This is a genomic window from Bacillus sp. P14.5, from assembly GCF_003316765.1.
Lineage (GTDB): Bacteria > Bacillota > Bacilli > Bacillales > Bacillaceae_B > Rossellomorea.
This window is the reverse complement of record NZ_NIJF01000052.1, coordinates 1-22,782: the sequence shown is the minus strand read 5'-3', so window position 1 is coordinate 22,782 and position 22,782 is coordinate 1. Positions and strand designations below refer to the sequence as shown.

Annotated in this window: 25 protein-coding genes, 1 pseudogene and 1 other annotated feature; of the genes and pseudogenes, 7 read left to right on the top strand and 19 right to left on the bottom strand. The window is 43.3% G+C overall.

The features are described 5' to 3' along the window. Positions 1–143 precede the first annotated feature (143 nt). The 4 genes from B9Z54_RS06575 to B9Z54_RS25215 all read right to left on the bottom strand — a co-directional run bounded on the left by B9Z54_RS06575 (position 144) and on the right by B9Z54_RS25215 (position 2,824). Positions 144–959 carry a DUF368 domain-containing protein gene (locus B9Z54_RS06575; RefSeq protein WP_187444454.1) on the bottom strand — a complete coding sequence of 272 codons (816 nt, stop codon included), beginning with the start codon at positions 957–959 and terminating at the stop codon, positions 144–146. 345 nt (positions 960–1,304) lie between these two features. After that, a complete protein-coding gene (locus tag B9Z54_RS06570; RefSeq protein ID WP_113927666.1) occupies positions 1,305–2,222 on the bottom strand; it encodes a diacylglycerol/lipid kinase family protein in 918 nt (305 codons plus the stop codon). 95 nt (positions 2,223–2,317) lie between these two features. Next, entirely contained in the window at positions 2,318–2,602 is a 285-nt protein-coding gene (locus tag B9Z54_RS06565) for a hypothetical protein (RefSeq protein WP_240189831.1), read from the bottom strand. A gap of 72 nt (positions 2,603–2,674) precedes the next feature. Continuing rightward, a complete protein-coding gene (locus B9Z54_RS25215; protein ID WP_187442897.1) occupies positions 2,675–2,824 on the bottom strand; it encodes an Lmo0850 family protein in 150 nt (49 codons plus the stop codon). Positions 2,825–3,345: 521 nt separating this feature from the next. On the opposite strand from B9Z54_RS25215, the gene safA reads away from it, so the two are divergent. The 4 genes and pseudogenes from safA (at position 3,346) to B9Z54_RS24720 (ending at position 5,403) form a co-directional block, all read left to right on the top strand. Next, positions 3,346–3,966: a SafA/ExsA family spore coat assembly protein gene (safA, locus tag B9Z54_RS06560; RefSeq protein ID WP_113927665.1), complete on the top strand. Its 621-nt coding sequence runs from the start codon at positions 3,346–3,348 to the stop codon at positions 3,964–3,966. Between the two features lie 105 nt (positions 3,967–4,071). Then, complete coding sequence (locus tag B9Z54_RS06555) at positions 4,072–4,593, top strand: hypothetical protein (protein ID WP_113927664.1); 522 nt, start codon at positions 4,072–4,074, stop codon at positions 4,591–4,593. Positions 4,594–4,681: 88 nt separating this feature from the next. Then, a pseudogene (locus B9Z54_RS06550) lies at positions 4,682–5,019 on the top strand (CBS domain-containing protein). Positions 5,020–5,244: 225 nt separating this feature from the next. Further along, on the top strand, positions 5,245–5,403 hold the full coding sequence (locus B9Z54_RS24720) for a hypothetical protein (RefSeq protein ID WP_162785118.1): 159 nt from the start codon (positions 5,245–5,247) through the stop codon (positions 5,401–5,403). On the opposite strand, the gene B9Z54_RS06545 is transcribed toward B9Z54_RS24720, so the two are convergent. The 3 genes from B9Z54_RS06545 to B9Z54_RS06535 all read right to left on the bottom strand — a co-directional run bounded on the left by B9Z54_RS06545 (position 5,386) and on the right by B9Z54_RS06535 (position 8,626). After that, entirely contained in the window at positions 5,386–5,892 is a 507-nt protein-coding gene (locus tag B9Z54_RS06545) for an NUDIX hydrolase (RefSeq protein ID WP_113927663.1), read from the bottom strand. The two genes, B9Z54_RS24720 and B9Z54_RS06545, sit on opposite strands and share 18 nt — an antisense overlap. Then, entirely contained in the window at positions 5,889–6,476 is a 588-nt protein-coding gene (locus tag B9Z54_RS06540) for a histidine phosphatase family protein (protein WP_113927662.1), read from the bottom strand. Before B9Z54_RS06540 ends, B9Z54_RS06545 begins: the two co-directional genes overlap by 4 nt. A 767-nt stretch (positions 6,477–7,243) precedes the next feature. Beyond that, positions 7,244–8,626 (bottom strand): L-cystine transporter, encoded by a 1,383-nt coding sequence (locus tag B9Z54_RS06535; RefSeq protein WP_113927661.1) that lies wholly within the window; start codon positions 8,624–8,626, stop codon positions 7,244–7,246. A gap of 252 nt (positions 8,627–8,878) precedes the next feature. On the opposite strand from B9Z54_RS06535, the gene cls reads away from it, so the two are divergent. Next, positions 8,879–10,327 (top strand): cardiolipin synthase, encoded by a 1,449-nt coding sequence (gene cls / locus B9Z54_RS06530; RefSeq protein ID WP_113927660.1) that lies wholly within the window; start codon positions 8,879–8,881, stop codon positions 10,325–10,327. 150 nt (positions 10,328–10,477) lie between these two features. Here cls and B9Z54_RS06525 read toward each other — a convergent pair whose 3' ends face one another. The 4 genes from B9Z54_RS06525 to B9Z54_RS06510 all read right to left on the bottom strand — a co-directional run bounded on the left by B9Z54_RS06525 (position 10,478) and on the right by B9Z54_RS06510 (position 14,081). Further along, positions 10,478–11,374: a 3-hydroxyacyl-CoA dehydrogenase gene (locus B9Z54_RS06525; protein WP_113927659.1), complete on the bottom strand. Its 897-nt coding sequence runs from the start codon at positions 11,372–11,374 to the stop codon at positions 10,478–10,480. 185 nt (positions 11,375–11,559) lie between these two features. Beyond that, positions 11,560–12,576, bottom strand: a complete 1,017-nt coding sequence (locus B9Z54_RS06520) for an NAD-dependent epimerase/dehydratase family protein (RefSeq protein ID WP_113927658.1) — start codon at positions 12,574–12,576, stop codon at positions 11,560–11,562. Positions 12,577–12,589: 13 nt separating this feature from the next. Further along, the gene (locus tag B9Z54_RS06515) at positions 12,590–13,180 is read right to left on the bottom strand and encodes a hypothetical protein (RefSeq protein ID WP_113927657.1); all 591 of its coding nucleotides are present in this window, start codon (positions 13,178–13,180) and stop codon (positions 12,590–12,592) included. A gap of 145 nt (positions 13,181–13,325) precedes the next feature. Beyond that, positions 13,326–14,081, bottom strand: a complete 756-nt coding sequence (locus tag B9Z54_RS06510; protein ID WP_113927656.1) for a (S)-benzoin forming benzil reductase — start codon at positions 14,079–14,081, stop codon at positions 13,326–13,328. A 40-nt stretch (positions 14,082–14,121) separates the two neighbouring features. On the opposite strand from B9Z54_RS06510, the gene B9Z54_RS24715 reads away from it, so the two are divergent. Continuing rightward, the gene (locus tag B9Z54_RS24715) at positions 14,122–14,280 is read left to right on the top strand and encodes a hypothetical protein (protein ID WP_162785117.1); all 159 of its coding nucleotides are present in this window, start codon (positions 14,122–14,124) and stop codon (positions 14,278–14,280) included. Between the two features lie 235 nt (positions 14,281–14,515). Here B9Z54_RS24715 and B9Z54_RS06505 read toward each other — a convergent pair whose 3' ends face one another. The 8 genes from B9Z54_RS06505 to B9Z54_RS25570 form a co-directional block, all read right to left on the bottom strand. Further along, positions 14,516–15,199 carry an ABC transporter permease subunit gene (locus B9Z54_RS06505; protein WP_162785116.1) on the bottom strand — a complete coding sequence of 228 codons (684 nt, stop codon included), beginning with the start codon at positions 15,197–15,199 and terminating at the stop codon, positions 14,516–14,518. A gap of 12 nt (positions 15,200–15,211) precedes the next feature. Next, entirely contained in the window at positions 15,212–16,498 is a 1,287-nt protein-coding gene (locus B9Z54_RS06500; RefSeq protein ID WP_113927654.1) for an ABC transporter permease subunit, read from the bottom strand. Positions 16,499–16,796: 298 nt separating this feature from the next. Further along, positions 16,797–17,717, bottom strand: coding sequence for a DUF1002 domain-containing protein (locus B9Z54_RS06495; RefSeq protein ID WP_113927653.1), 921 nt, complete (start codon positions 17,715–17,717; stop codon positions 16,797–16,799). A 71-nt stretch (positions 17,718–17,788) separates the two neighbouring features. Further along, a complete protein-coding gene (locus tag B9Z54_RS06490) occupies positions 17,789–18,316 on the bottom strand; it encodes a GNAT family N-acetyltransferase (RefSeq protein ID WP_113927652.1) in 528 nt (175 codons plus the stop codon). Positions 18,317–18,483: 167 nt separating this feature from the next. Next, on the bottom strand, positions 18,484–18,684 hold the full coding sequence (locus tag B9Z54_RS06485; protein WP_113927651.1) for a cold-shock protein: 201 nt from the start codon (positions 18,682–18,684) through the stop codon (positions 18,484–18,486). A gap of 116 nt (positions 18,685–18,800) precedes the next feature. Beyond that, complete coding sequence (gene tyrS / locus B9Z54_RS06480; RefSeq protein WP_113927650.1) at positions 18,801–20,048, bottom strand: tyrosine--tRNA ligase; 1,248 nt, start codon at positions 20,046–20,048, stop codon at positions 18,801–18,803. Positions 20,049–20,163: 115 nt separating this feature from the next. Next, positions 20,164–20,574: a binding site (T-box leader), on the bottom strand. A gap of 161 nt (positions 20,575–20,735) precedes the next feature. Next, positions 20,736–20,963 (bottom strand): hypothetical protein, encoded by a 228-nt coding sequence (locus B9Z54_RS25575; RefSeq protein ID WP_240189829.1) that lies wholly within the window; start codon positions 20,961–20,963, stop codon positions 20,736–20,738. Continuing rightward, entirely contained in the window at positions 20,960–21,247 is a 288-nt protein-coding gene (locus B9Z54_RS25570) for a CBO0543 family protein (protein ID WP_240189828.1), read from the bottom strand. The genes B9Z54_RS25575 and B9Z54_RS25570 overlap by 4 nt, the downstream gene beginning before the upstream one ends. Before the next feature lie 203 nt (positions 21,248–21,450). Here B9Z54_RS25570 and liaG point away from each other — a divergent pair, with 203 nt between their 5' ends. Next, complete coding sequence (liaG, locus tag B9Z54_RS06470; RefSeq protein WP_113927649.1) at positions 21,451–22,317, top strand: LiaG family protein; 867 nt, start codon at positions 21,451–21,453, stop codon at positions 22,315–22,317. The last annotated feature ends 465 nt before the right edge of the window (positions 22,318–22,782 follow it).

Below are 22,782 nucleotides of genomic sequence, written 5' to 3'. Positions count from 1 at the left end.
GGACTCCTGCTTTTTTGCAGCTGCATTTACAGGAGGCCGATGCTTGTCATGAACATCCAGCGATGTCTAAAGTCCGTGTCCCGAAAACAAAAGCCCCCACTTGCAAGTTTTGTATACTCGCAAGTGGGGCTGCTACTATTGTCTTATGAATATTCGATTCGTCCAAGCACCCTCGCAAAAAATAGACCGGCGAGGAATGTAAGAACACTTGCGATAATCTGGCCCGTACTCTCAGGAATTCCCGGATAAATAACAACGATGGATCCGATGACAAGCCCGATGATGAGAGCATAGGTCGCTGATGAATACTTTTCCAGGAAGAACTTGATCACTTTACTCATAAAGATGATTCCAAAAAGAATTCCAAGCCCGACGATGAAAATGATATCCAGTTGAAAATTGGATATACCTCCGATGACAGTTGAATAGACACCGATAATAAGCAAAATGAAAGAACCGCTGATACCAGGCAGGATCATTGCAGCACTTGCGATGAAGCCTGAGAAAAACAGCATAATGTAAGTTCCGGCCGTCATTTCCTGGATCACTGCTGTTTCTTCCGATTTGAAGAACACCATGGATGCTACTATGAGAGCTCCAATCAGCAGTAGTACATAATGAGTCCGTTTAAAGTGATATTTCATCTCTGACTTCTTTGCCAGATAAGGAATAACTCCGATAATCAATCCCATGAATAAAAATTGGGTCGGGGCGGGATAGTGCTCAAAAAGCCATTCAATAAGCCTTGCAAGCAAAAGGATGGAGGTGACCACTCCTATCCCCAGGGGAATCAAAAACCTTAAGTGTGTTTTCCACTCTTTACTGAAAATTCCGTTGATGGCCGCAATTAATCGATCGTAAATCCCGAGCATAACCGCGATCGTTCCGCCGCTGACACCAGGAATCACATCACTCGCGCCCATGATCATACCTCTATATATATTTTTCCATTCCCACATTCTATGGTCTCCTTTATACTTCTAATCTTTTAATTTCTAAATATATTGTTCCATTGTCCTACAACATTTTATCATCATTAGAGATAATTTTCTATTCATGTTTTACTCCCTTGCCGCCATTATCAAAATAACTATATTGTCGTAGAATCCCCGTCACCTGATTTTTTTATGGGATAGTAAGGATTCTCTCTTATCAAGGAGAGCAGCTCTTTGTTTCTTGCTTACCAGGATAATTGCGGCGAAGCATGGTGTTACCTTTCAAAGTTTGAAAGAGTCAAAAATAAAAAGCATTTCAATTCAGGGCGCATTCAGCGTTTCTGCATCCTGAAGTGAACTGCTTAAAAATCAATCTGCTGTTTCTTTTCTTTCTTCCTCCCCTACAATGAAGGGAATATGGTGTTTCATTACTTCCATTCTTGTTGGAGTTTCCGTATAAACTTCCCCGTCCATATCGATATTTTGGATGGGTGAAGTACTTATGGAGGCTGTGTGCGCTTGGAAATGCAGGATTTCCCCGCTTTTCTCATTCAGTTTGCCGGTACCTTTTGCTGCCAGCAGTTCTTTTAGCAGCTTGAATCCAGCTTCTTTAATAATGAAAATATCAACAACACCATCATTATATTTCTGAGGAGGCAATGGCAGCTCACTCGTACCGATGAACCGTCCATTAGCAACAAATACCATGACTGCTTCTTCTTCAACGGCTTTGCCATCTATTTCTGCTTGAACCGTGAAAATCTTCGCTTCCTGCAAAGTCTGGAATGCACTCAGGTAATAGCTCAGCTTGCCAAATACCCCTTTTACCGCCTCGTTAACATTCTTGGAAGCATCAGCAATAATTCCGAGTCCCCAGAAGTTAGAAAAGTACCGGTCGTTTGCTTTGACGATATCGATTTCTTCTGTTCCGCCATGCTTGATCAGCTGTGCAGCCTGCTTGATATCCTGAGGTATCCTTAGCGAACGGCTGAAGTCATTGCATGTCCCAGCTGGAAGAATGGCGGCTTTCGGCCTGACCGGAAGTTCAGCCAATCCATTGATGCACTCATGGACAGTCCCGTCTCCTCCAAGGATAATGAGAAGCTCGTAGCTTCCCCCTTTCTCCCTGCACACCCGTTCTGCATCGGATTTATCTTTGGTGCCGTACAGCGTCAATTCATCGCAGCATGAGGACAGCTCACCTATACAGTTCCCCAAGGTAGCATCCATGTCGTCCTGACCTGCTTTTCCATTATAGATGAGTAAAGCGTTTTTATAGCGATTCATATAAACTTCAGCCCCTAACTAATTTGACTCCTATCATTGATTACATTACCACTTTTGCACAATAAAAAAACACCTAACAAAATGTTAGATGCGGATCAGGCTGTATTCGAATCATCTCGGGGAACCGTTTTCATGGCTTTGTAAGCAAAGGCCAATCTTCCTTTAATGTAAGATTGGGGGTCGTAGGCTATATTTTCGTTTCTAATCCTCGAAATCTCCACCTCTGCAAAGGTGCCAAGGGCCCGGCATATGTTATCCAATGCCATCTTAAGCGCCTGCGGATCATTTGCCAGCTTCCTGTTCATACACTGGTATGAAAGCTCATCTGCCTTTCGCCTGATCCCTTTAAGCGTCTCTACATCAAACATGGATTCAGTCATATTCTTCCCTCCCCTTCCTTATAAGATTATATCGGAGGAAAGGTTTGATTATGTCTGTCCAACATTTCATTTTTACGAATCATGCGATAATGTTTTCGGCAAAGGCTGCAGGCTTTTCAGTGATTGAAAGACTTCCATCCTTGATTTGGTCTTAGTAATGTTAACACCGACTTTCGAGAGCTTCGAAACGATTTTCTTCATCCGTTCATTTTCGTTTGCCACTTTGTACACCCTCTCATAAAATTGTGTCTACTGATAATACGAATGAATCCAGGTTTGGTTTCATTTCTTTTCCGAAACTTTTAATTCCATTTTATATTACCACTTCAAAACCTTTTTAACCTTATTTTGAATATTTTTTAACTTTTCTTTTTCGAACATGAAACCTTTCTGTAATAAACCTGCAACTAAGGGGCTTTTGGTGTCTCCTCTAAATAGGCCGCCTTCAGATTCTGTTAAATTTCGGCAGGCCAGTGACTCTGGGGGCGCTCCCATTAAACTGGAATGCTGTGAGGCGGTATTTTAAGTAAAGGGATTTTCTTGCGATTAAAAAAATTGATGACTTTTTACTGCATCTACTCTTCCTCTTGCAGGCTTTTATGCTGTTTACACACGCTTTACTGCAACTGGTTTCTGCATGGCCCCCTCCAAAGCAACTGTTCCCATCTTCCATTTGATGCAGAGGCTTTTTAACTTTTTAATTTGCTTACATAAATAACAAGGAATAAGACACTATAAGTATCATGAAAACTAAAATTATTTCCATTGTCGTTCTGTTGTCCCTGGCTTTTGGGTTAATTGCTCCAACTATCTCTCTCGCAGCAGATGTTTATTATGTCCAAAAAGGAGATTCTCTTTGGAAAATCTCCAAAAAGTATAAAATCGGTCTTTCTGAAATCATTGATGCTAATACTCAAATTCAGAACCCTGATCTTATTTATCCAGGACAGAAAATTTCCATCCCTAACAAAGATGCCGTCAAAGGAATTGAAGGTGAAGTCATCAGGCTTACGAATCAGGAACGTGCCAAGAACGGCCTTTCCCCTCTAAAGTCAGACTGGCAGCTTTCAAGAGTGGCGCGTTACAAGTCTGCAGACATGAGAGATAAAGGATACTTTTCACATACGAGCCCAACGTATGGATCTCCATTTACGATGATGAAGAACTTCAACATCAACTACAGCTCGGCAGCTGAAAACATTGCCGCCGGCCAGCCTAGTGCAGAGGCCGTGGTAAAGGCCTGGATGGAAAGTCCCGGCCACAGAAAAAATATCCTGACACCAAGCTATACTCATATCGGAGTCGGATATGTTAAAGGTGGATCCTACGGGTCCTACTGGACGCAGATGTTCATTCAAAAATAAGGAGCTGACTCGTAAACAGAGCTGTTAATAGCAGCTCTGTTTGTTTTTGTCCTAATTATCTCCCCAAGGCATATATATGTTGTAAAAGCCCGGGGAGGAAATAATTTGAAAAAATTCTTAGTGCTTATGTGGTGCATGTTAACCTTGCTCGCAATTTCCCTGTCTTTATCTACCGCCTTTGCAGAAGATCCCATCATCAAAAGTATCGATGAAAAACTTCAATTGACTGATTCCTATTATCAAAAGGGTTCAGCCGGTGTTAAAGATTTCACCGACCTCATCATGGAGGTTGCCATTAATGAAGAAAAAGTGGAAAAGCAGAAAGTTAAGATGGTCTTTGTAAAATACACGATTGACCGTGACACCATTTTTCATTTCAATAAGCAGGAGATATTCTACTACAGCCTCGACAATGAGGCATTGCTTGAAAATGATGCGGTTATCGGGAATGCGGAATCAAAGAAATTTATTGCCGATCATCATGATGACTACCGCAAACAAATCAGTCCGGGATCTTTGGTTTTGATCCTCACACTCATCTTTGCCGCTGTCCTTGTATTCCCATATGTGATTTTCCTTGTTCAGCGAAACACCCCATCAGATGAGCGTTATCACCATAACCTGTAACGATTGAATTTGGATAAACTTTGAATGGTCTAAACAGAATTAAATCTGTGTAACCCTCCATACTAACTATGTACTGAGGGGAACCAGCATGAGAGTACGTGATGTTATGACAGCACATGCCGTAGCCTGCTCGGCACAAAATTCATTCCAGTCGGCTGCGGATAAAATGAGTTCATTAGGTGTCGGGGCCCTTCATGGTACGATTCAAGGTGTAATGTCAAACCACGTAGTAACTGTTTCTCCAGACGCCCCAATAGAGGAAGCGGCTGCTTTAATGTCGCAGCATCAAGTCCACCGCCTTCCAGTTGTGGCAAAGGGAAACCTGGTCCGCATGCTGGCATTGGGTGACTTGGCAGTACCGCAGCAGTCCATCAAAAAGCTGGCGCTGCAGTCAGTGAAATTTCAGAGAAAGACCGCCTTCATTAAAATGGAAAACGTCCGTTTACGAACGGACGTATTTTTAATTTCTTTTCAGATGCTTCTCTTGGAAGATTTTCTAAGGAAGGGATCCTTTGCAAAGAATGCATTATATACAGGCGTTGCATAAATGATCCGAATTACTCGTTTTTGGTTATTTTTTCATTTGAAGGGAGGATTTTACGTCTTTTTGTCGAAACTCCTTGTATTAGACTAATACAAGGAGGCAAATCCATGCGTTCTGCAAAACAACACCGTCGCGCTCCACGCAGCTACAGGCGTGCGAAGAACAAGACTGCTATGCTTGATAACTTTGTCGATTTCCTCTACATGATGATCGGGATCACGCTGATCACATGTGTACTGCTGCTAGTATTAAATTATGGTGTTTAAATCAGCCTTAGCTGCCTCTTTAAAAGCCTCCAAAGCCAATTCATGATCGTTGATTACATAAGGAATTTCAGCAGGCTCCACCCATATCCTGCATAACGACTCGTTATTCCTTATAAAAGGGCAGACCTCTTCAATATCCATACGAAAAAATAACTGGTACCCAATCAAAGGGTACTTTCCTTTTGGGTCAAACTCCGGATTCTTCTCATGGTTCACTTCAATCATGCCAATTCTATTGATTCTTCCTCTTACACAGCCTTCCTCCAGCACTTCTCTATGGAAGGCTTCTTCCGGGGTTTCTCCAGCTTCTATGTGGCCACCGGGAAAAGTGAATCCTCTTCCTTTTATATGGACCAGAAGAATCTTTCCTTTTTCAAAGCAGCAGCCATGAACACTGGTGATCTTTTCAACCGGGGGCATCGGGTCACATGTTTTCCAAGTCAAATCCACAAGACCGCTTCCCCACTGCACCTTGATCTTCCTGTTCATACACTTCTCTCCAGAGCCGGTGATTTCCACAAACGCGTTACCCTTTTAAGCTCTTCCCCGGCAAATTCGAGTTTATAAATATCCGGTTTTGTTGTGCTTTGCCAGAAATCGAGTGTTCCATAGGATGGATCCATTGCGCCCATGATAATGGTCATCACATGTCCATGGATGCCGATTGCTGCGCTTCCGCCTTCACACTTCTCTAATACTTCCTTTAATGCCGCAGTACCCCTGGCCTTCACTTCGTTATTGGTTTCGCCTCCAGGTAGACAGAGATCGGGATTTTCAAAAACTTTCCGCATAGCCTCCATCGGAGTTTCGATGACATAATCCTTTCCAGCCAGGTCTCTTTCCCGAAAACGCTCATCTACTTCTACCATTAGATCGCGTTCATCAGCTAACCCTTGGACAGTTTGAATTGCTCTGGTATAGGAACTGGAGTACACGGCGTCCAGTCTCTCTGATTTTAAAATTGCCTTTACACGCTCTGCGTCGGCCATCCCTTGTACAGATAATCCTCTTGTCTCTTCCTCTTCCAGGTTAAAGACCGAATGTGCGTGTCTAACCATATAGATGACTGTCATTCCTTTTCACCTATCCTTTCTACAACCAAATTCGTCATGAACCTTGGGATTCCTGCTATACCTCATGGAAATCTTTAGTATTTTTTACAACATCTTTCGCAAAGGTTGTGGCTGTTGAAAAAAACTATTTTCGCTCCTGCCGTATGATTTTGCGGGGCGGCGGGAGGTGATCTAAAAACAGAGAAGGCAAGCATTAAGGGCTTCTGCATGAGATAAAGAAATCACAATGAACAAAGTGAGCTGATATTTCCTTATCGCAAAGAAGTCCGCGCCTTAGACCATGCAGCTGGATTCGCCTGGATTAAGAGTGGTAGCGCCTTGGTCATCCCGGCGGGCTATCGGAAAAATAAGGGGAATTTTTCCCGTTAATTGCTGATCTAACCTCATTTTGTTGGTGAATAGAGGGAATTTTTCCCCTTATATAAAGAAAAAGCACCCATATTATAGGGGTTTGAGTCAAATAAGGGGAATTTCTCCCTCTATTTAAGCTATTTTTAGTCGTAATCATTAAATAAGGGGAATTTTTCCCTCTATTTGTTAAAGAGCAGCACACTTTTGACCCCGAGGGGCTGAGCGCTGTAACCGCAGGAGATCGTGCACCTTCCACTCCAACCAGTTGAAAAAAAGAAGACTATCCTCAAATAATTGAAAAAAGCCGACTCTCTTCCTTTTAGAGTCAGCTTTTTCTTTATTAATCAAAGTGGTTTTTCTAAAAATCAGCAGATCTCAGTGTCCTCCGGCTTAACCGGACAGGCCTTTACTTCAATCTACCCCTCTGAAACAGCAGGATTATCGTATACTTCCATATCCAATTCATCTGTCACTTTACTCGTGATCAGTCCCGACGTCATGGCTCCGCTGACATTGACTGCCGTCCGGCCCATATCGATCAGCGGCTCAATTGAGATGAGCAGCCCAGCCAAAGCAATCGGCAGGTCCATAGCCGAGAGGACAAGGATGGCTGCAAAGGTTGCGCCGCCGCCGACACCCGCTACGCCAAATGAACTGATGGCGACAATCACGATCAAGGTAAAGATAAAGGATGGTGTCATCGGGTTGATCCCTACTGTTGGAGCAATCATTACGGCAAGCATCGCCGGGTAGATGCCCGCACAGCCATTCTGACCGATTGACAATCCAAATGAACCGGAAAAGTTGGCAATTCCTTCCGAAACTCCCATATGCTTTGTTTGGGCATTGATTGTCAGCGGCAGTGTGCCTGCACTTGAACGGGAAGTAAAGGCAAAGGTCAGAACCGGGAAAGCCTTCTTCAAATAGGTCAGCGGGTTCAGCCCTGCCAGTGTCAGCATGATTAAGTGGATGGCCAGCATGACAATCAAGGCAGCGTATGATGCGCCAACAAATTTACCAAGTTTCAATATGGCATCAAAGTCACTGGTTGCAACTGTTTTAGCCATGATGGCAAAGACACCATATGGAGTCAGGCGCAGGACCAGTGTCACCACTCTCATGACAATGGCATAGATGGAATCTACAATTTTCTTAAAGAAATCCGCTGCTTCCCTGTCTTTACGATAGACACCAAGGTATGCGACTCCGATAAAGGCGGCAAATATGACAACCGCTATGGTCGAGGTGGCACGTTCCCCTGTGAAATCAAGGAATGGATTTGCCGGAAGAAGCTCCAGGATTCTTTGCGGATAATTCTGGCTTTCCATAGCAGTGGACCGCTCTTCCAGCGCTAATCCCCGTGAAGTTTCCGCCTCGCCTTGATCGATCTGAATCGCTTCAAGACCGAACCCCTGTGCTGCGGCAATCCCAACGGCAGCCGCAATGGCGGTTGTCCCGACTAACAAACCGATGATCAAAAGGGCAATCTTGCCGAGGTTGTTTCCGAGCTTAAGCTTGGTAAAAGCGGAAAGAATCGAAACAAAGACAAGAGGCATAACAACCATCTGCAGCAGCTTGATGTATCCTATGCCGACAATGTTATACCAATCAATCGACCGGGCGAGGGTTTCATCCGCCGGACCATACAGCCATTGAAGGATAAATCCAAACACAATCCCGAGTCCTAAGGCAGCGAAAACTCTTTTGGAGAATGACAAGTGTTTTTTCTGCATATAAAATAGGACTCCCGCAATGATGAGAAATGCGGCTAAATTTGCAAGAAGCGTCAAATTGGCCATTTCCTTCCCTCCCTATAAATGATGAATGATAGAAAAACAGCCGGTGCAGACTGCTGTTACAATTCTATGAAGGAAAAGGATAATGTATGTTAGATGCTTGGTGACAAGAGAAAGGCGGAACTTTTATATAGGTTTTAACGAAATTTCACTTTGGAAGGAAACGAAATAAGTTGTGCGGTTATGATAAAATGACTAACATACCAGAAAAATAGGCAACTGCACTTTATTTCATTTATTCAGAGGGGAATTTGTATGGATATCCTGAGTATTTTTCTTACGGTCCTTGTGGTTTTAAATATCGCTTTTGCTTCCGTCGTCGTTTTTCTTGAAAGACGTGATGCCGGGGCAACCTGGGCCTGGCTCATGGTCTTGCTTTTCATACCGGTGCTTGGATTTGTCATGTATTTGATTTTCGGACAGAACCTTACGCGGAAAAGGTTGTTTCAATGGGATGACATTCAAAAAATTGGGATTGAGGAACTGATTTCAAGGCAGATAGAAGAGATCAAAAGTGATCACTTTTCATTCAGGGACAGCACGGTGAGCAACAATAAAGAGTTGATTTATATGCACCTGATCAACAACGAAGCAGTCCTTACCCAGGATAATGACATCAAGGTTTTCACCCATGGAGAGGATAAATTCGATGCGCTGCTGAAGGATATTAGAGACGCAAGGAACCATATCCACTTTCAATACTACATATTACGAAGAGATGCCCTTGGCAAAAAGATTCTGAGCGCTCTTACGGAAAAAGCCAGGGAGGGAGTAAAAGTCCGGGTTCTGTATGACGAGATGGGATCAAGGACACTGAATAAAAGATTCTTCCGTGACCTGATTAAAGCAGGCGGTGAAGTCGAAGTGTTCTTCCCTTCACGCATTCCCTATATCAACCCCCGGCTGAATTATCGAAATCACCGCAAGCTTGTGATCATTGATGGGGTCACCGGTTACGTAGGCGGCTTTAATGTAGGCGATGAATACCTTGGACTGAATCCGCGATTTGGTTATTGGCGGGATACTCATCTGAGAATTGAAGGGAGCGCCGTCCTGGCCATGCAGACCCGGTTCATCCTTGATTGGAACCAGGCATCGGCTTCGAGAGACATCGATTTGGAGCGCCGTTACTTCCCTGAAGCGAAATTTCAAGGCAATGCCGGAGTCCAGATTGTCACCAGCGGACCCGATTCAGAATGGGAACAAATCAAGAATGGGTATATCCGGATGGTTTCATCTGCAAAAGAATCCATCTACATCCAGACCCCTTATTTTATTCCTGATACAAGCCTGCTGGACGCGCTCAGAATTGCCGCTCTATCCGGCATTGATGTCAGGATCATGATTCCGAATAAGCCTGACCATATGTTTGTCTACTGGGCAACGTTTTCCTATATCGGGGAGATGCTGAAAGCCGGAGCACGGATTTATATCTATGATAATGGCTTTATTCATGCCAAGACGATTGTCGTGGACAGTAAAACCTCTTCGGTCGGAACTGCCAACATCGACGTCCGCAGCTTCCGTTTGAACTTTGAGGTGAATGCCTTCATTTATGATGTTGAACTGTCGAAAGAGCTGGGAAAAATTTTCCTTAATGACATTCAACAATCAAGAGAACTGACTATGAAAGATTACTCAAAAAGGACCTTATGGATCCGTTTCAAGGAATCCATTTCCAGGCTTTTATCTCCCATCTTATAAGCTAAAAGGCAGCTTTCGCAGGCTGCCTTTTGCGCGCTTTAGTCCTTTACCGTCCTAAGAGGGACTGTCCCTCTTAGGACGGCAAACGCTAAAAGATCCCAAATTTAAAGGAGGCAGCTTTCTGAAGCCGCCTCCTTTATTGGTCTTCCATTATTTCAGGAAATCAGGGTCTTCGTAGGCCGGGTTCGGATACGTGTAGAACCCTTCTCCGGTTTCTCTTCCAAGCTTTCCTTTATCGATAAATTCCGTTTTCAGCATTGCTGCCAGCTTCGCAAATTCCTCTGAGCCCGTTGCTTCAGCTTTAGCACTTGAAATGTTGTAGGCAGTTGTAATGCCGACAATATCCAAAATCGCAAATGGACCCTTTGGTGCTCCGGTAGCGATCATCCACGTTTTATCGATGGTATGAGCATCGGATACATCTTTGACGAGCAGCATCTGTCCTGCCTCAAGGAAAGGAACCAGCAGGGAATTCAATATATACCCGGGCTGTTCTTTGTATAACGGCAGTGCAACCATGCCGATGGCTTTAGCGAATTTCAGCAGATCTTCAAATACGTTCTTGTCCGTTCCCGGATGTCCCATGACTTCTGCTGTGTTGTTTGTCCAAATTTCATTGGCAAAGTGCAGAGCCAGGAATTTTTCCGGACGCCCTGTCGCCTTAGCAAATTGGCTCGGCAGCAAAGTGGAAGAATTTGTCGCGAAAATAGTTTTTTCGGGCGCAGCACTGCCCAGCTTCTCATAAAATTCCGTTTTGATCTTCACAACTTCTGGTACTGCTTCGATTACAAGGTCAGCATCTTCTACAGCTTTTCCCAAATCCGAATAGAATGACATTCTGTCAAACGCCGCATCTACATCTTCTTGAGAAGCTCCTAAATCTTCCTGATAACGAGGCTTCAGGTTTATTACCCTGTCCTTCGCCTTCTCAAGCGCTTCATCATTAATGTCATAAACAGATACATTGAATCCGTGAAAAGCGGTCTGGAATGCAATCTGGCTTCCCAGTACTCCACTTCCGGCCACCGTGATATTTTTGTAGTTCATTGTACCTCTCCTTTCATATTTAACCCATATTTATTTATTACCACAATAGAGTCATAATAAATCAATGATATTATTATACTCCTATAATGGTAAAAAAAAGAAGTGAAACGCTTCCAGTGCAGGTCTTTTTTATCATTAACAATAAAAACCACAGTCCTAAAAAAGAACTGCGGCTAACGTTATTTTTATATATTATTTCTTGGTTGCTCCACAACAGACCAGCTTTTTAAAAGAGAGGCTTCCGTTTCTTCTGTCAGCCCTGCCTTCAATTCTTCTGGACCATGTGATTGTAACCATGACAGAGTGTCTTCAATTGTCTCCCTTGGATGCCGGAGAACAAGCCCTTTCTTCAAGGAGCGTGAATAATCGGCCAAAATAAAACCATCAGGGTACTTTTCATTGACCGGAATCCATAACGGAAGCTGGGTAAACGGTGTGATTTCCCTCTCTACTAAAAAGGAGTCATTTACCCAAACGGCTTCCGTATCCCTTGGAGCTATGAGTGCCAAATCTTCCACGAATTCCTTCATGCCGTACCCCTGCTTCGGTCCTGTCACGTTATAGGTCCCTGTTTCCAAGTCTTCAGCCATAAGAATGACCCATTGGGAGAGGTCACGCACATCTATCCATTGAATTTTCCGCTCTTTACACCCGGGAACAAGGACTTCTCCGCCTTTTGAGAACCTCTTGACCCAGTACGTGAACCTGTCCGTAGTATCGTCAGGCCCTACAATCAACCCCGGCCTAATGTTGAGAACCTTTCCCGGAAGGATTGCCTCAAGCTTTTCCTCACATAAGGCTTTTAGCGGGCCATAGGTTTCTCCATTCACTTCTTCGGTATCCGGGTTTTCCAAGCTGCCCGTTACATCTTCTTCCCGGGCTTCCCCTTTTTGAAAATCCTTATAAACGGAGATTGAGGAAATAAATATGTACCGGCGTATTCGTTCCTTTAATAGCGCAGCTGTCTGTTCCACTTTTCCAGGCGTGTAGCCGGATGTATCTATGACCACATCCCATTCACCTTTTTCCAATGCTTTCAAGTCACCGCTTTCTCGGTCACCCGTTAACTTCCCCGCTTCAGGAAACAGATGCGGATTGGTCTTCCCCCGGTTGAACAAAGTCACCTCATGCCCTTTCGAAATGGCCGATTGTGCTATATGCTTCCCTAAGAAAGAAGTTCCCCCTAATAATAAAATCCTCATCGCTTCTCCTCCTCTATTCTTTCTTGTAATCGGTCAGTATGATCTTAAATACATAGGCGGTATCAGCCATTTTCACACTTTCGGATAAAGAACCATCTTCGTTTATGGATAACCCCTCCAATGCATTTCCCTTCGAACCAATCCACGACACGAGATAAACCGCCTCATCTTTTACCAGCTTCGTTTTTTCACTGATAAAGGAACTAAATGAGGAGGAATCCATTCCCTCGATATCATGCTGATTCTCTAACAAACCGTTGACCATTCCATTCAAGATGATCAGATCATTATCCTGTCGGTCAAACCCAAAAGATATCAGGTCTTCGTTGAACTCCTTTTCAACCTGCCCTTTTGTGTATATCTGGTCTTCTGCTAATACACCATCCTTGTAGGTTTCCATGGCAAACTGAAGATCCTCATTCTCTGATAATTCACCGTTCAATTTAAAAAATTGAATGGCATCTACCCCTGTTTTGCTGATAAGGGTTTGCTCTTCTTCACTTAAAGGATAAGGGGTGATTGAAATATCATTGCTATCTTTTTCTGTACAGCCATTCAGCAGGAAGGCAGTTAATACCGCAAGAAATACAGCAGTCCTTTTCATTGATTAACCCCCTAGTACTCTCCTTCGTTTCTACTATATTATTAGAGATGGAGTGCCTTAATTCCTTTATTATGAATTCAATTTCCCACTGCCGGTGCAATGCTTAAAACAAAAAAAGCCGGCATGGATGCCAGCTCTAAACTCCCTATAAAAGGTCATTAATTTGATAGATTTTCCCGTTTTCAATTTCATCACTCTTTAATACTCTCACCAAAGCTCCAGCCACTGTTTCCGCGTCACGAAGCTTTCCTTCCTCCTTGTAATTCTTGAAGGTGTCGATATCGTTAAATGCTGACTTGGAAGACGAGCGGATGGTTGACTGCATATCCGTATCCATTATTCCCGGACTGAAAGCAAACACCTTGTGGCGGCTTTGCTGGTTTTCCAATTCCAAGGCGGTTGTCTGGGTGAACATGTTGATTGCCGCTTTGGTGCTGCAGTAGACGCTCCATCCGTGGACCGGACGGCTGCCTGCACCCGAAGAAACGTTGGCAATCACAAGTCTCGCATCTGAAGCTTCAGCTTTATTTAGAAACATATTGCTGATAATCATCGGTGAGAGGAAGTTCACGTTTACATGTTTCTCTGTTATCTCTTCATCGAGGTTCCCGGCTGTTTCTATAGGATCCACCATTCCTGCATTATTGATGAGGTAGACATCTTCCCCGCTTTCCTGAAAAACCATTCCGGCAATCTCTGTGAAAACTCCCTTTACTTCAGAAGGGCTGCTCAGATCACAAGAGTAATGAGTGTACTTTGCACTCTCCTTCTCGGCTGTCTCCTTCAGAGCCTCATTTTCCGAGCGTGAAACCGATATGACATTCAAGCCCTCCAAGAGCAGCTGTTTTGCTGCTGCAGCCCCAAGGCCTTTTGAAGCTCCAGTAATAATCGCATATGTCATGACAAATCACTCCTTTTTCCTGAGTATATATAATTCCGCTATGCCGATAAAGCGATTGGTTTTGGAACTGGTGAAGGATGTCCTGCCGCGGATGAAGAATTGCTTCGTGGCAGGAGTCCGCTATGCTGGCAGAATTCTCATAGAATGGATTGGGATCAGGTCTCTTCTTTTTCCCAGGCAAGAAGCAGCGGCTGAATAACAAATGTCAAGGCAAGGCCGCCAAGGAGGTATCTTCCCAAGCAGCTTAGTAAAAAAGGAATCATGAAGATGAGGAATGGAGTCCATTAATCAGGAAGCTATATTCCATAGCTAGATAACAAGAATGCGCCTCCTGTTTTTATTATGCGTAGAATCTCACAGGCAAATAGAACTCCAGATAGTTTTAGCAGAAAATGAAGAGAACCCGCTGCTCATATAGAAACAGCGGGTTCTGTTTAATGGTCCACCACTTTTGAAGGAGTAATGACAAAGTCTGTAGGTTGTACCGGCGGGGTAATATTTGGCTCCACTGTCTCTTCTTTTGTTCTTTTCCTTATAAAGACATTCACCCCGACCTTTTTCTGTTGAATCTCCTTCACGCCCTGGACGATCAGCTGCATAGCAATAATCGAGATCATAAAAGCAGCCAAGGGGGCCAGAACGATTGAATAGTTTCCTGTCATCAAAGCATTCTTCGTGGAGCTGATCAATCCAGACCATTCAAATGTTGAGGTTTTTGGCGGATCAGGCATGTCTCCCCTGGTGACAATTGTTCCTCCAAGGAATAAATGGAATAACCCCAGATGCACTAGAATAAACAGCACTTGTATGAACTGCTGTCCAAACAGGATAAACAATCTTGGAGCCATATGTGGGAAAAGGTGAGTCCATAAAATATGGCGATTGCTTCCTCCCATCAGCTTAGCATTCAAAATGAACTCATTTTTCGATAGCTCCCTCATTTCGTTGCCTATCAGGACAGTTGTCAGCGGGATGACAAGAATCGTCAAGATAAAGGCTTCGAATAACAGCCTCTCAAGCATCGAATATTCAATATCCGAGAAGGGGTCCTGCCAGAGAACCGGTCTCAAAAGAAGGTAAGCAATGATGCTCAGCGGAAGAAAATGAATGGAGTCCACCACTCGGGTAAGTCAATTTTTTCGATATTCATTAAGGTAAAAGTGATAATAAACCGACAGATAAAAACCGATCACAACCCTCAGTACCGCCACAACCAAGGCAAAAATCAGCGTGTATTTCGCCCCGACAATCAATTGATCCAAGATGCTGTACCCGAAGTAGTCCGAACCAAGGATCATAAGTTCTGACGGTTTATGCGGGGGCACACTTAAAAGCTTCCCGGCTTCATCCCGCAGCCAGATGACCTGTTCCACGGGGACCTTCGCAAAAATGGTATAAAGGATACTATAAGTGATAATCCCGAAAAGAGTAAGAAACCCGGCAGCAAACTTAGGATTTCTCATATGCTGGCGGAATAATTTCCAGAGCAGGGCAAGATATCCCCATATCTTCCACTCACCAATGTGTGTCCTGTCTTTCTTATACTTCGAATGATCTTCCACGTCATCTGCTCTCAGCCATGTATAGATCAGCTGGTAAAGAAAGAAAAAAGGTGTATAAATCAAGATTAGAGCAGCCGCTACGGTAATCGGTCTGAAATCCTCGACAATGTAATAGGTGATACCTCTCATATTAAAAACCGTTTCAATAATAAATAAACTTGACAGCATTCCCCATAAGATGATTTTGCCATGGTGAAAAACACTTGGTGATATATTTTTCAACACATAAGATCTCAGGATTTTCGTTTTGCCAAGACCTTTACTTCGCGCGAATTCCACGTGTGTCTTCAACAATTCCTCCTCTGTTACCAAAAGCAGGATTCTGTAAAAGGACAGCATGGGAATAATGGAGAGAGTAATGATTGGAGCAAGATAAACCTTTTCCTCTCCCAAAGCAGTAAACAGCATCAATTCCACTCCGAAAGATTTGTAGAAAAATACAATGAAAAGCTGCAGCAGGAATGCCACCATCAAGTCTGGAACCGTTTCGAGAAATCCCAGTGATTTTTTGATTGGGGACATCAGCCATTTTGGCAGCATTACCGTAAAATATGTAAGAATCAGTGCAAGACCCAAACCAGCCCCTAATGCTCCAAACAAAACCTGTAAGGAATAGAAGTAAGGCTCGATCAGCATATCAATGACATCGACTTCATACCCCTTGTACATATAAAACCATGTCTCTCTTTTTGATAAAGAAAAGGCGAATTTGAAGAATTCTTCCAGGTAGCCTATTCCGTTATAAATCCCTCTCTCTTTAAACGCATGAGGAGCTATACTGACAAAGATAATCCCCAGGATCCCAAGGAAATAATAGAATGGAACCCTAACTAGAAAGTATAATTTATTGCTCATACCCACCCTCCCTTATGTCATCATTTTAATATTATTGTAAAATTTGTGCAATTCAATTTACACTCACAAGGCCCTCTGCCAAAGGAATTATCCAGGCGCTGGATTTAAAATTGGACCTCAAATATTGCACAGCACTGCCTTGCAATAAGAAAGTACAGTCATTTGGAACTTGCTTTAATGCCGTCTGGCTTTCAGACTAAAAGTAAAAAGGACCATTTCCCGGGGAAATGGTCCTCTATCTTCATCTTGTTCGATCAAGACGCCAATGTGGATAGTAATTCATAGTAAATAATCCAGTTTATTTAAACAAATCCGCTATAGACTGAAATAAATTCCGGAAGAAGTCCAGGATGCCCTGCAAGAATCCTTTTCCTTCTTCACCAACCACTTCATCAAGCCTTTTTTTGATATCATTCGAGATATCTTCCAGCTGTCCTTTAACGTTATCGAAATTGATATCCAGATTTCTCATTTTATCGAATAAATCGATAAGCAGCTGGCGGTCTTCCGGGCTCAATTCGATATTCAGCTTCTGCAGCTGTTCATTCACAATTCTCTCGACATCTTCTTTAGTCGCAGGATTTTGCTCGGCAATCTGTTTTTTGATTTCTGTCAGAAGCTCACTGACCTTTTCCTGGTCCATTCCTTCTTCTTTTGCCAGTTCAGTGGCAATGCCCAGTTCTTCATTGGCCACTTCCATTCTGACTGTATCCAGCTTCTCGCCGCTTACTTCATAGGCTTTATAGATACCTGTAAGGGCAGAGTGGCCGCTCACCTTGATTGGCGATGCCACGATGACCGTTGCATCCTCGATTCCCGCTGTCAGCAGGGCATTAGCATACATTTCATCAGTCACTTCTGTGATATTGCCGGGTGTCGCCCGTTCTATGATAAGGCCTTCGCCTTTTTCTTTTCTCGTAATTTTAGCTGAAGAGTACATGTTTGCATTTCTGTCTTCACCCTGGATGTAGCGGGCGAGGTCTTCCCCTGTCACCGTGATTTCCTCTACCATTTCAGGGTCGTCCACTTCGAGGGCTTTCCTTACTTCTTCTTTCTTCTCTTCAGATAGGGATTCTCCCAACACAACAATTGGAAGCCCGAATTTTTCATTTATACTTTCTTTGTTTGTTTCATTATCTGACGCCATGACTGTACTGCTCGCGAATAGACCAAAAAAGACTGCAAGAATTAAAGCGATCTTACTCCATTGCTTCATCATTCAGATAGTTCTCCTTTTTTCTTAAAAGATAGCTTACAGGAACATCATATCACTTTATTCTTACAATATGTCTATTTTTTCTTCCATTCATTCTCCAGGATACTCATCTCCCAGAGGCTCCAGTACTCACTTTCATATCTTTGGACATCCCGTTTCAGCCCTTCTTTTTGGAACCCTGCCTTCTCGTAGCACTTGATGGCTGAATGGTTGAAATTATAAACACCCAGACTTACCCGATGAAGGCCCAGCTCATCAAAGGCCACTTTCAGGATCTCTTCCATCATGGCTTTCCCGACACCTTTTCCCCGGATTGACTCATCCCCTACGAGCACCCTGCAGACCCTCGCCGAATGATTCTCCCTGTCGATGCTCTCTAATGAGATATGTCCAACCGCTTTCCCTGATGCTTTCTCAATCACTTTATAGATGCGCTTTTCACTATTCTCTTGATTTGCCTTTTCTATATGGGAATGAAGGTTTTCCCTGGTAAGCGGATAACCGAAGCCCCCGCCGCCCCATTGAATATATTCTTTTTTGGAACTGAACCAACCGATTAACTGCTCAAAATCATTCTCCGTAAAATAGCTCAATTCAACCATTTCGGCACCACCCTTTTTTCCGAAGTATTACCCTATCCCTGCCCCTGACACACTATAGCCCTTTAAAGCACTAAAAGGGACTGTCGTTTTTAGTGCTTTAAAGGACTAAAATAAACCAAAAAAACAAGTTCCCGGGACCGGGAACTTGTTTTATCAGTTGGCTCATATTAGACTTTTTGAACGTTTGTCGCTTGAGGACCGCGTTGGCCGTCTTCGATATCGAAAGTTACTTCTTGGCCTTCGTCTAATGATTTGTACCCTTCACCTTGAATAGCTGAGAAGTGTACGAATACATCGTCTCCACCTTCGCGCTCGATGAATCCAAAACCTTTTTCACTGTTGAACCATTTTACTTTACCTTGTTCCATGTTTTCTTTTCCTCCTAATGTCTAACAAAACAAAAATTTCGTTATAGTATTTTACTTAATTTATTATACCCAGTGAAATCCGCCTTAAACATGATTTACCAGATTTTTTAAAAAAATTAACTTAATTTAATTTTTGTGAATTTCCGTTTTCCAACTCCGATGATCAAGCCGTCCGTCAAGGATACCTCGAGAGCCGGATCCTCCACTTTCTCCCCGCTGATCTTGACTCCGCCGTTGGCAATCATCCGGCGGGCTTCACTTTTCGAACTCAGCATTTCCAATTGGACAAGCAGCTCAAGAATCGGTACCGTTGTATCCCTTTTCCAAGGAACAACCGGGATATCATCCGGTACAGCCCCCTTCTGGAAGATCGCTTTGAATTGTTCCTGGGCTTTTTCTGCCGCTTCTTCACCGTGATACATTCTTACCAGCGTGCGGCCCAGAAGCATTTTTGCATCACGGGGGTGCAGACTTCCATTCCCAAGGCTTGCGCTGATTTCATTTTTCTCTTTCAAGGTCAAATCTGAAGCAAGTTCAAAGTATTTCTCCATCAACTCATCCGGAATCGACATGGTTTTCCCGAACATTTCTTTAGGATCTTCGTTGATGCCAATGTAATTGAGTTTCGACTTTGACATTTTCTCCTTGCCGTCAAGACCCTCCAGCAGCGGAAGCATCATGACAACCTGTTTTTCTTTTCCATAGTGCTCCTGTAATCCCCGTCCCATCAGGACATTGAAGTGCTGGTCAGTACCGCCGAGCTCTACATCGCTTTCGAGGACTACAGAATCGTAGCCTTGCATGAGCGGGTAGAAGAATTCATGAAGTGAAATCGGTCTTCCCGTCTTCAATCTTTCTGAAAAATCATTCCGTTCCAGAAGCCTCGCCACAGTTATGCTTCCAGCGAGATGGATAACGTCTTCCAGATTCAACGCCTTCAGCCACTTGGAGTTGTAGAAGAGTTCTACTCTTTCCTTATCCAGCACTTTGCCGAACTGCTCAAAGTAAGTTTGTGCGTTATGCTTCACCTCTTCATCTGTCAGCTGCTTCCTTGCCGTCGACTTGCCTGTTGGATCGCCGATTTTCCCAGTGAAATCCCCGATAATCAACTGAACAATATGACCATTTTCCTGGAATTGTCTTAATTTATTTAACACAACCGTATGGCCGATATGCACATCAGGAGCTGAAGGATCGAGCCCAAGCTTAATTTTCAGCGGTGTATCCGTCTTGATCGATTTAGCGATTTTTTGCTTCAGTTCGCCTTCCGGAATGATTTCCTGCGTTCCGCTCGCATAGATGCCGAACTGCCTTTCTACTTCATCCAACTGGTCTTTATTCAGGTCTTTCATCCAATCTGCCATCCTTGTTCTCCTCCTTTAAATATTTCGCACTTTTCCGCCTAGATTACGGCTTTTTATCCGCTGCAGATGTTCGGCTAAGTTCAGTATTTTAGAAAAATAAAAAACCACATCCCAAAAAAGGGACGTGGTTTATTGCACGCGGTACCACCCTCGTTGAAGATCGCTCTTCCACTTAAAAAGCGGAAGGGCCCCGCTCAGCGGCGTACGGACTGTTCCGGCCCCCCTGAGACAAAGGAATCACGAAGAACGAAGTGATTCGATGATGACTTATCGCAAGGAGGGGACGGGCAGTACGCTAGCCGTTGGGGCCCTAAAGCTGGATTCAGAACACAGACCTAATTTCTGAACCAAAAACTTTTCCACTTTCTTTTTTAGAAATAACGGTTCAAACCGTCCTTCGCTACTGAATGTTCACAAAGAAAGCTCGAGGAGGTAATTCACAGTCACCTATATACCGGTTTTCACCCTCCACCGGTTCTCTGGGATAGGGAGATGAGCTGCTACTTATTCCTGTCAACACTGATTTTTAAATTAGAAATAGTTTAACCAATCTGCCGATGAAACACAAGAAGTTTTTTTATTTCATTCTATCCCTGCGCCATTTTAAGTAAAGCCCCATTAAAATATATGTACCTATCACCAATACGAGGAAAACGGGAAGGCTTATATTAGCCATACAAACACCTTCTATTTCATATCTTCAAGAGATGGATGAAAGAACATTAGCAAGATCGCGATGATCGGGATGGAGAGAATCAAGGCAAGCAGTTTATTTTTAAAATGCAGCCGGAGCATCACGAACATGATGATGTTGAAAACAAGCGACCAGCTGACACTCCAGCCGTTTTCGTACACAAACAAGCCTCTTTTGTAAAATAGAAATTCGAGGAATGTAAAGTAAGCAATCCAGATCACCACATAAATATATGATTTTTTCCCTTTGGATAATAACGTAAATACAACATGATGACAATCGGCAGGACAAAGAAGGAGAACGTCAATTCGATCAGGGTGTGATTCAGCCAATCTACTGTAACAGCCTTATATTTCCATAAAGTATGATCATAAAATAAAAAATTATAAGCCAGGTTGCAGATTATGTAATATTGGACTGTCGGGTAGTAGTCCTGCCAGCGCTTCCAATCCACAAATTTTTTTGCAAAGATTATATACACAATAACCACAAGGAGCAAATACATGTTTTCATTCTCCCGTTTTAGTCTCAGTCTCTCTCTTTTTTACATCTTTTATAACTGTTGAACTGTTATTTCCTCCTTTTTATCCATCAAATGGCCTCTACGCCTCTGGCCTTACTAAAAAATAAACCGCCAGTGTCATTGTATAAAGTTGGTAAACGAAATAAGATAAAGATATCGAAAAGCTAATGAAATGAGGGAACACAATGAAAAATTTATTCGCCATTATCATCGCGGTGCTGGTTGTCGGTTCTGTATTACTTATCCTCAATGATCATACTTCACTGTTTGCTTCCGGAAAACGAACGGGAGATAACAGCGTGTCCGTCAATGATAAGGTGGATACCATTGAGATTGATGTCGCCAGCAGTAATACGGTGATCATTCCAGAGGATCGGGATGATGTAAAAGCAGAGCTGGAGGGAGACGGCAATTTAATTGTCAGCTCAAGAGGGGATGGAATCAAAGTTGAAGTAAAGAGAAAATGGTTCAGCTGGATGTCATTCAATCATGATTCTGAATTGACTGTTTTTATCCCAAAACAATTCGACCGCAGCATGGATATCAATATCGGCTCCGGCAGCTTGGAGTTTGCAGGGAATTCCTCTTCTAAACCGATGGTACTCGATACATTAAGAACAGACATGAGTTCTGGAAATCTTGAATTGACAGATATCAAGACAAACAAGTTTGTTCATAATGGCTCATCCGGAAGCCTGATCGTCGACCGGTTAACTACAGAGGACGGAATTGTCGATATCAGTTCCGGTGATGTCGAAATGACTGACTACTCCGGACCGTTGAAAGGAGACCTGTCCTCCGGTGAGATGGATGTCGAGATGGCTGAATTGAAAGGCGATATCCGCTTCGACCTCAGCTCCGGCAACGTCGAACTGGACCTTCCAGATAACAGTAGTTTTACCCTTACAGGCGAGGCAAGCAGCGGCAATATCTCCAATGAATTTCCGTTGAAGTCCGAAAAATTGGATGATGGCGATATCTCGGGTACTCATGGATCTGGTAAATATGAAATTGAGATATCTGTATCCAGCGGCGATGTGCGGATTTATTAGCAGCTCTTCAATATTTTAAAGCGTGAACAGGGCGTTTCCCTCTTCACGCTTTAAAGGACTAAAGGATTGGCGTCATGCCCATCCTTTAGTCTCTATTAGATCTCAAGAATGTCGCTTGAGACCTCTTATCTTTATTTTGGAGATTCCATGGGTCTCTAGAAGCTCGCTTGAAGCCTCTTATCTTTAATTTTGTGTTTCCTTGGGTCTCTAGAAGCCCGCTTGAAGCCTCTTAACTCTAATTTTGAAATTTCTTGGGTGTCTAGAAGCTCCCTTGAGACCTCTTAACTCTAATTTTGTGTTTCCTTGGGCCTCTAGAAGCCCTCTTGAGACCTCTTATCTTTAATTTTGTGTTTCCTTGGGTCTCTAGAAGCCTTCTTGATGCCTCTTAACTCTAATTTTGTGTTTTCATGGGTCTCTAGAAGCTCGGTTGAGGCCTCTTAACTCTAATTTTGTGTTTCCTTGGGG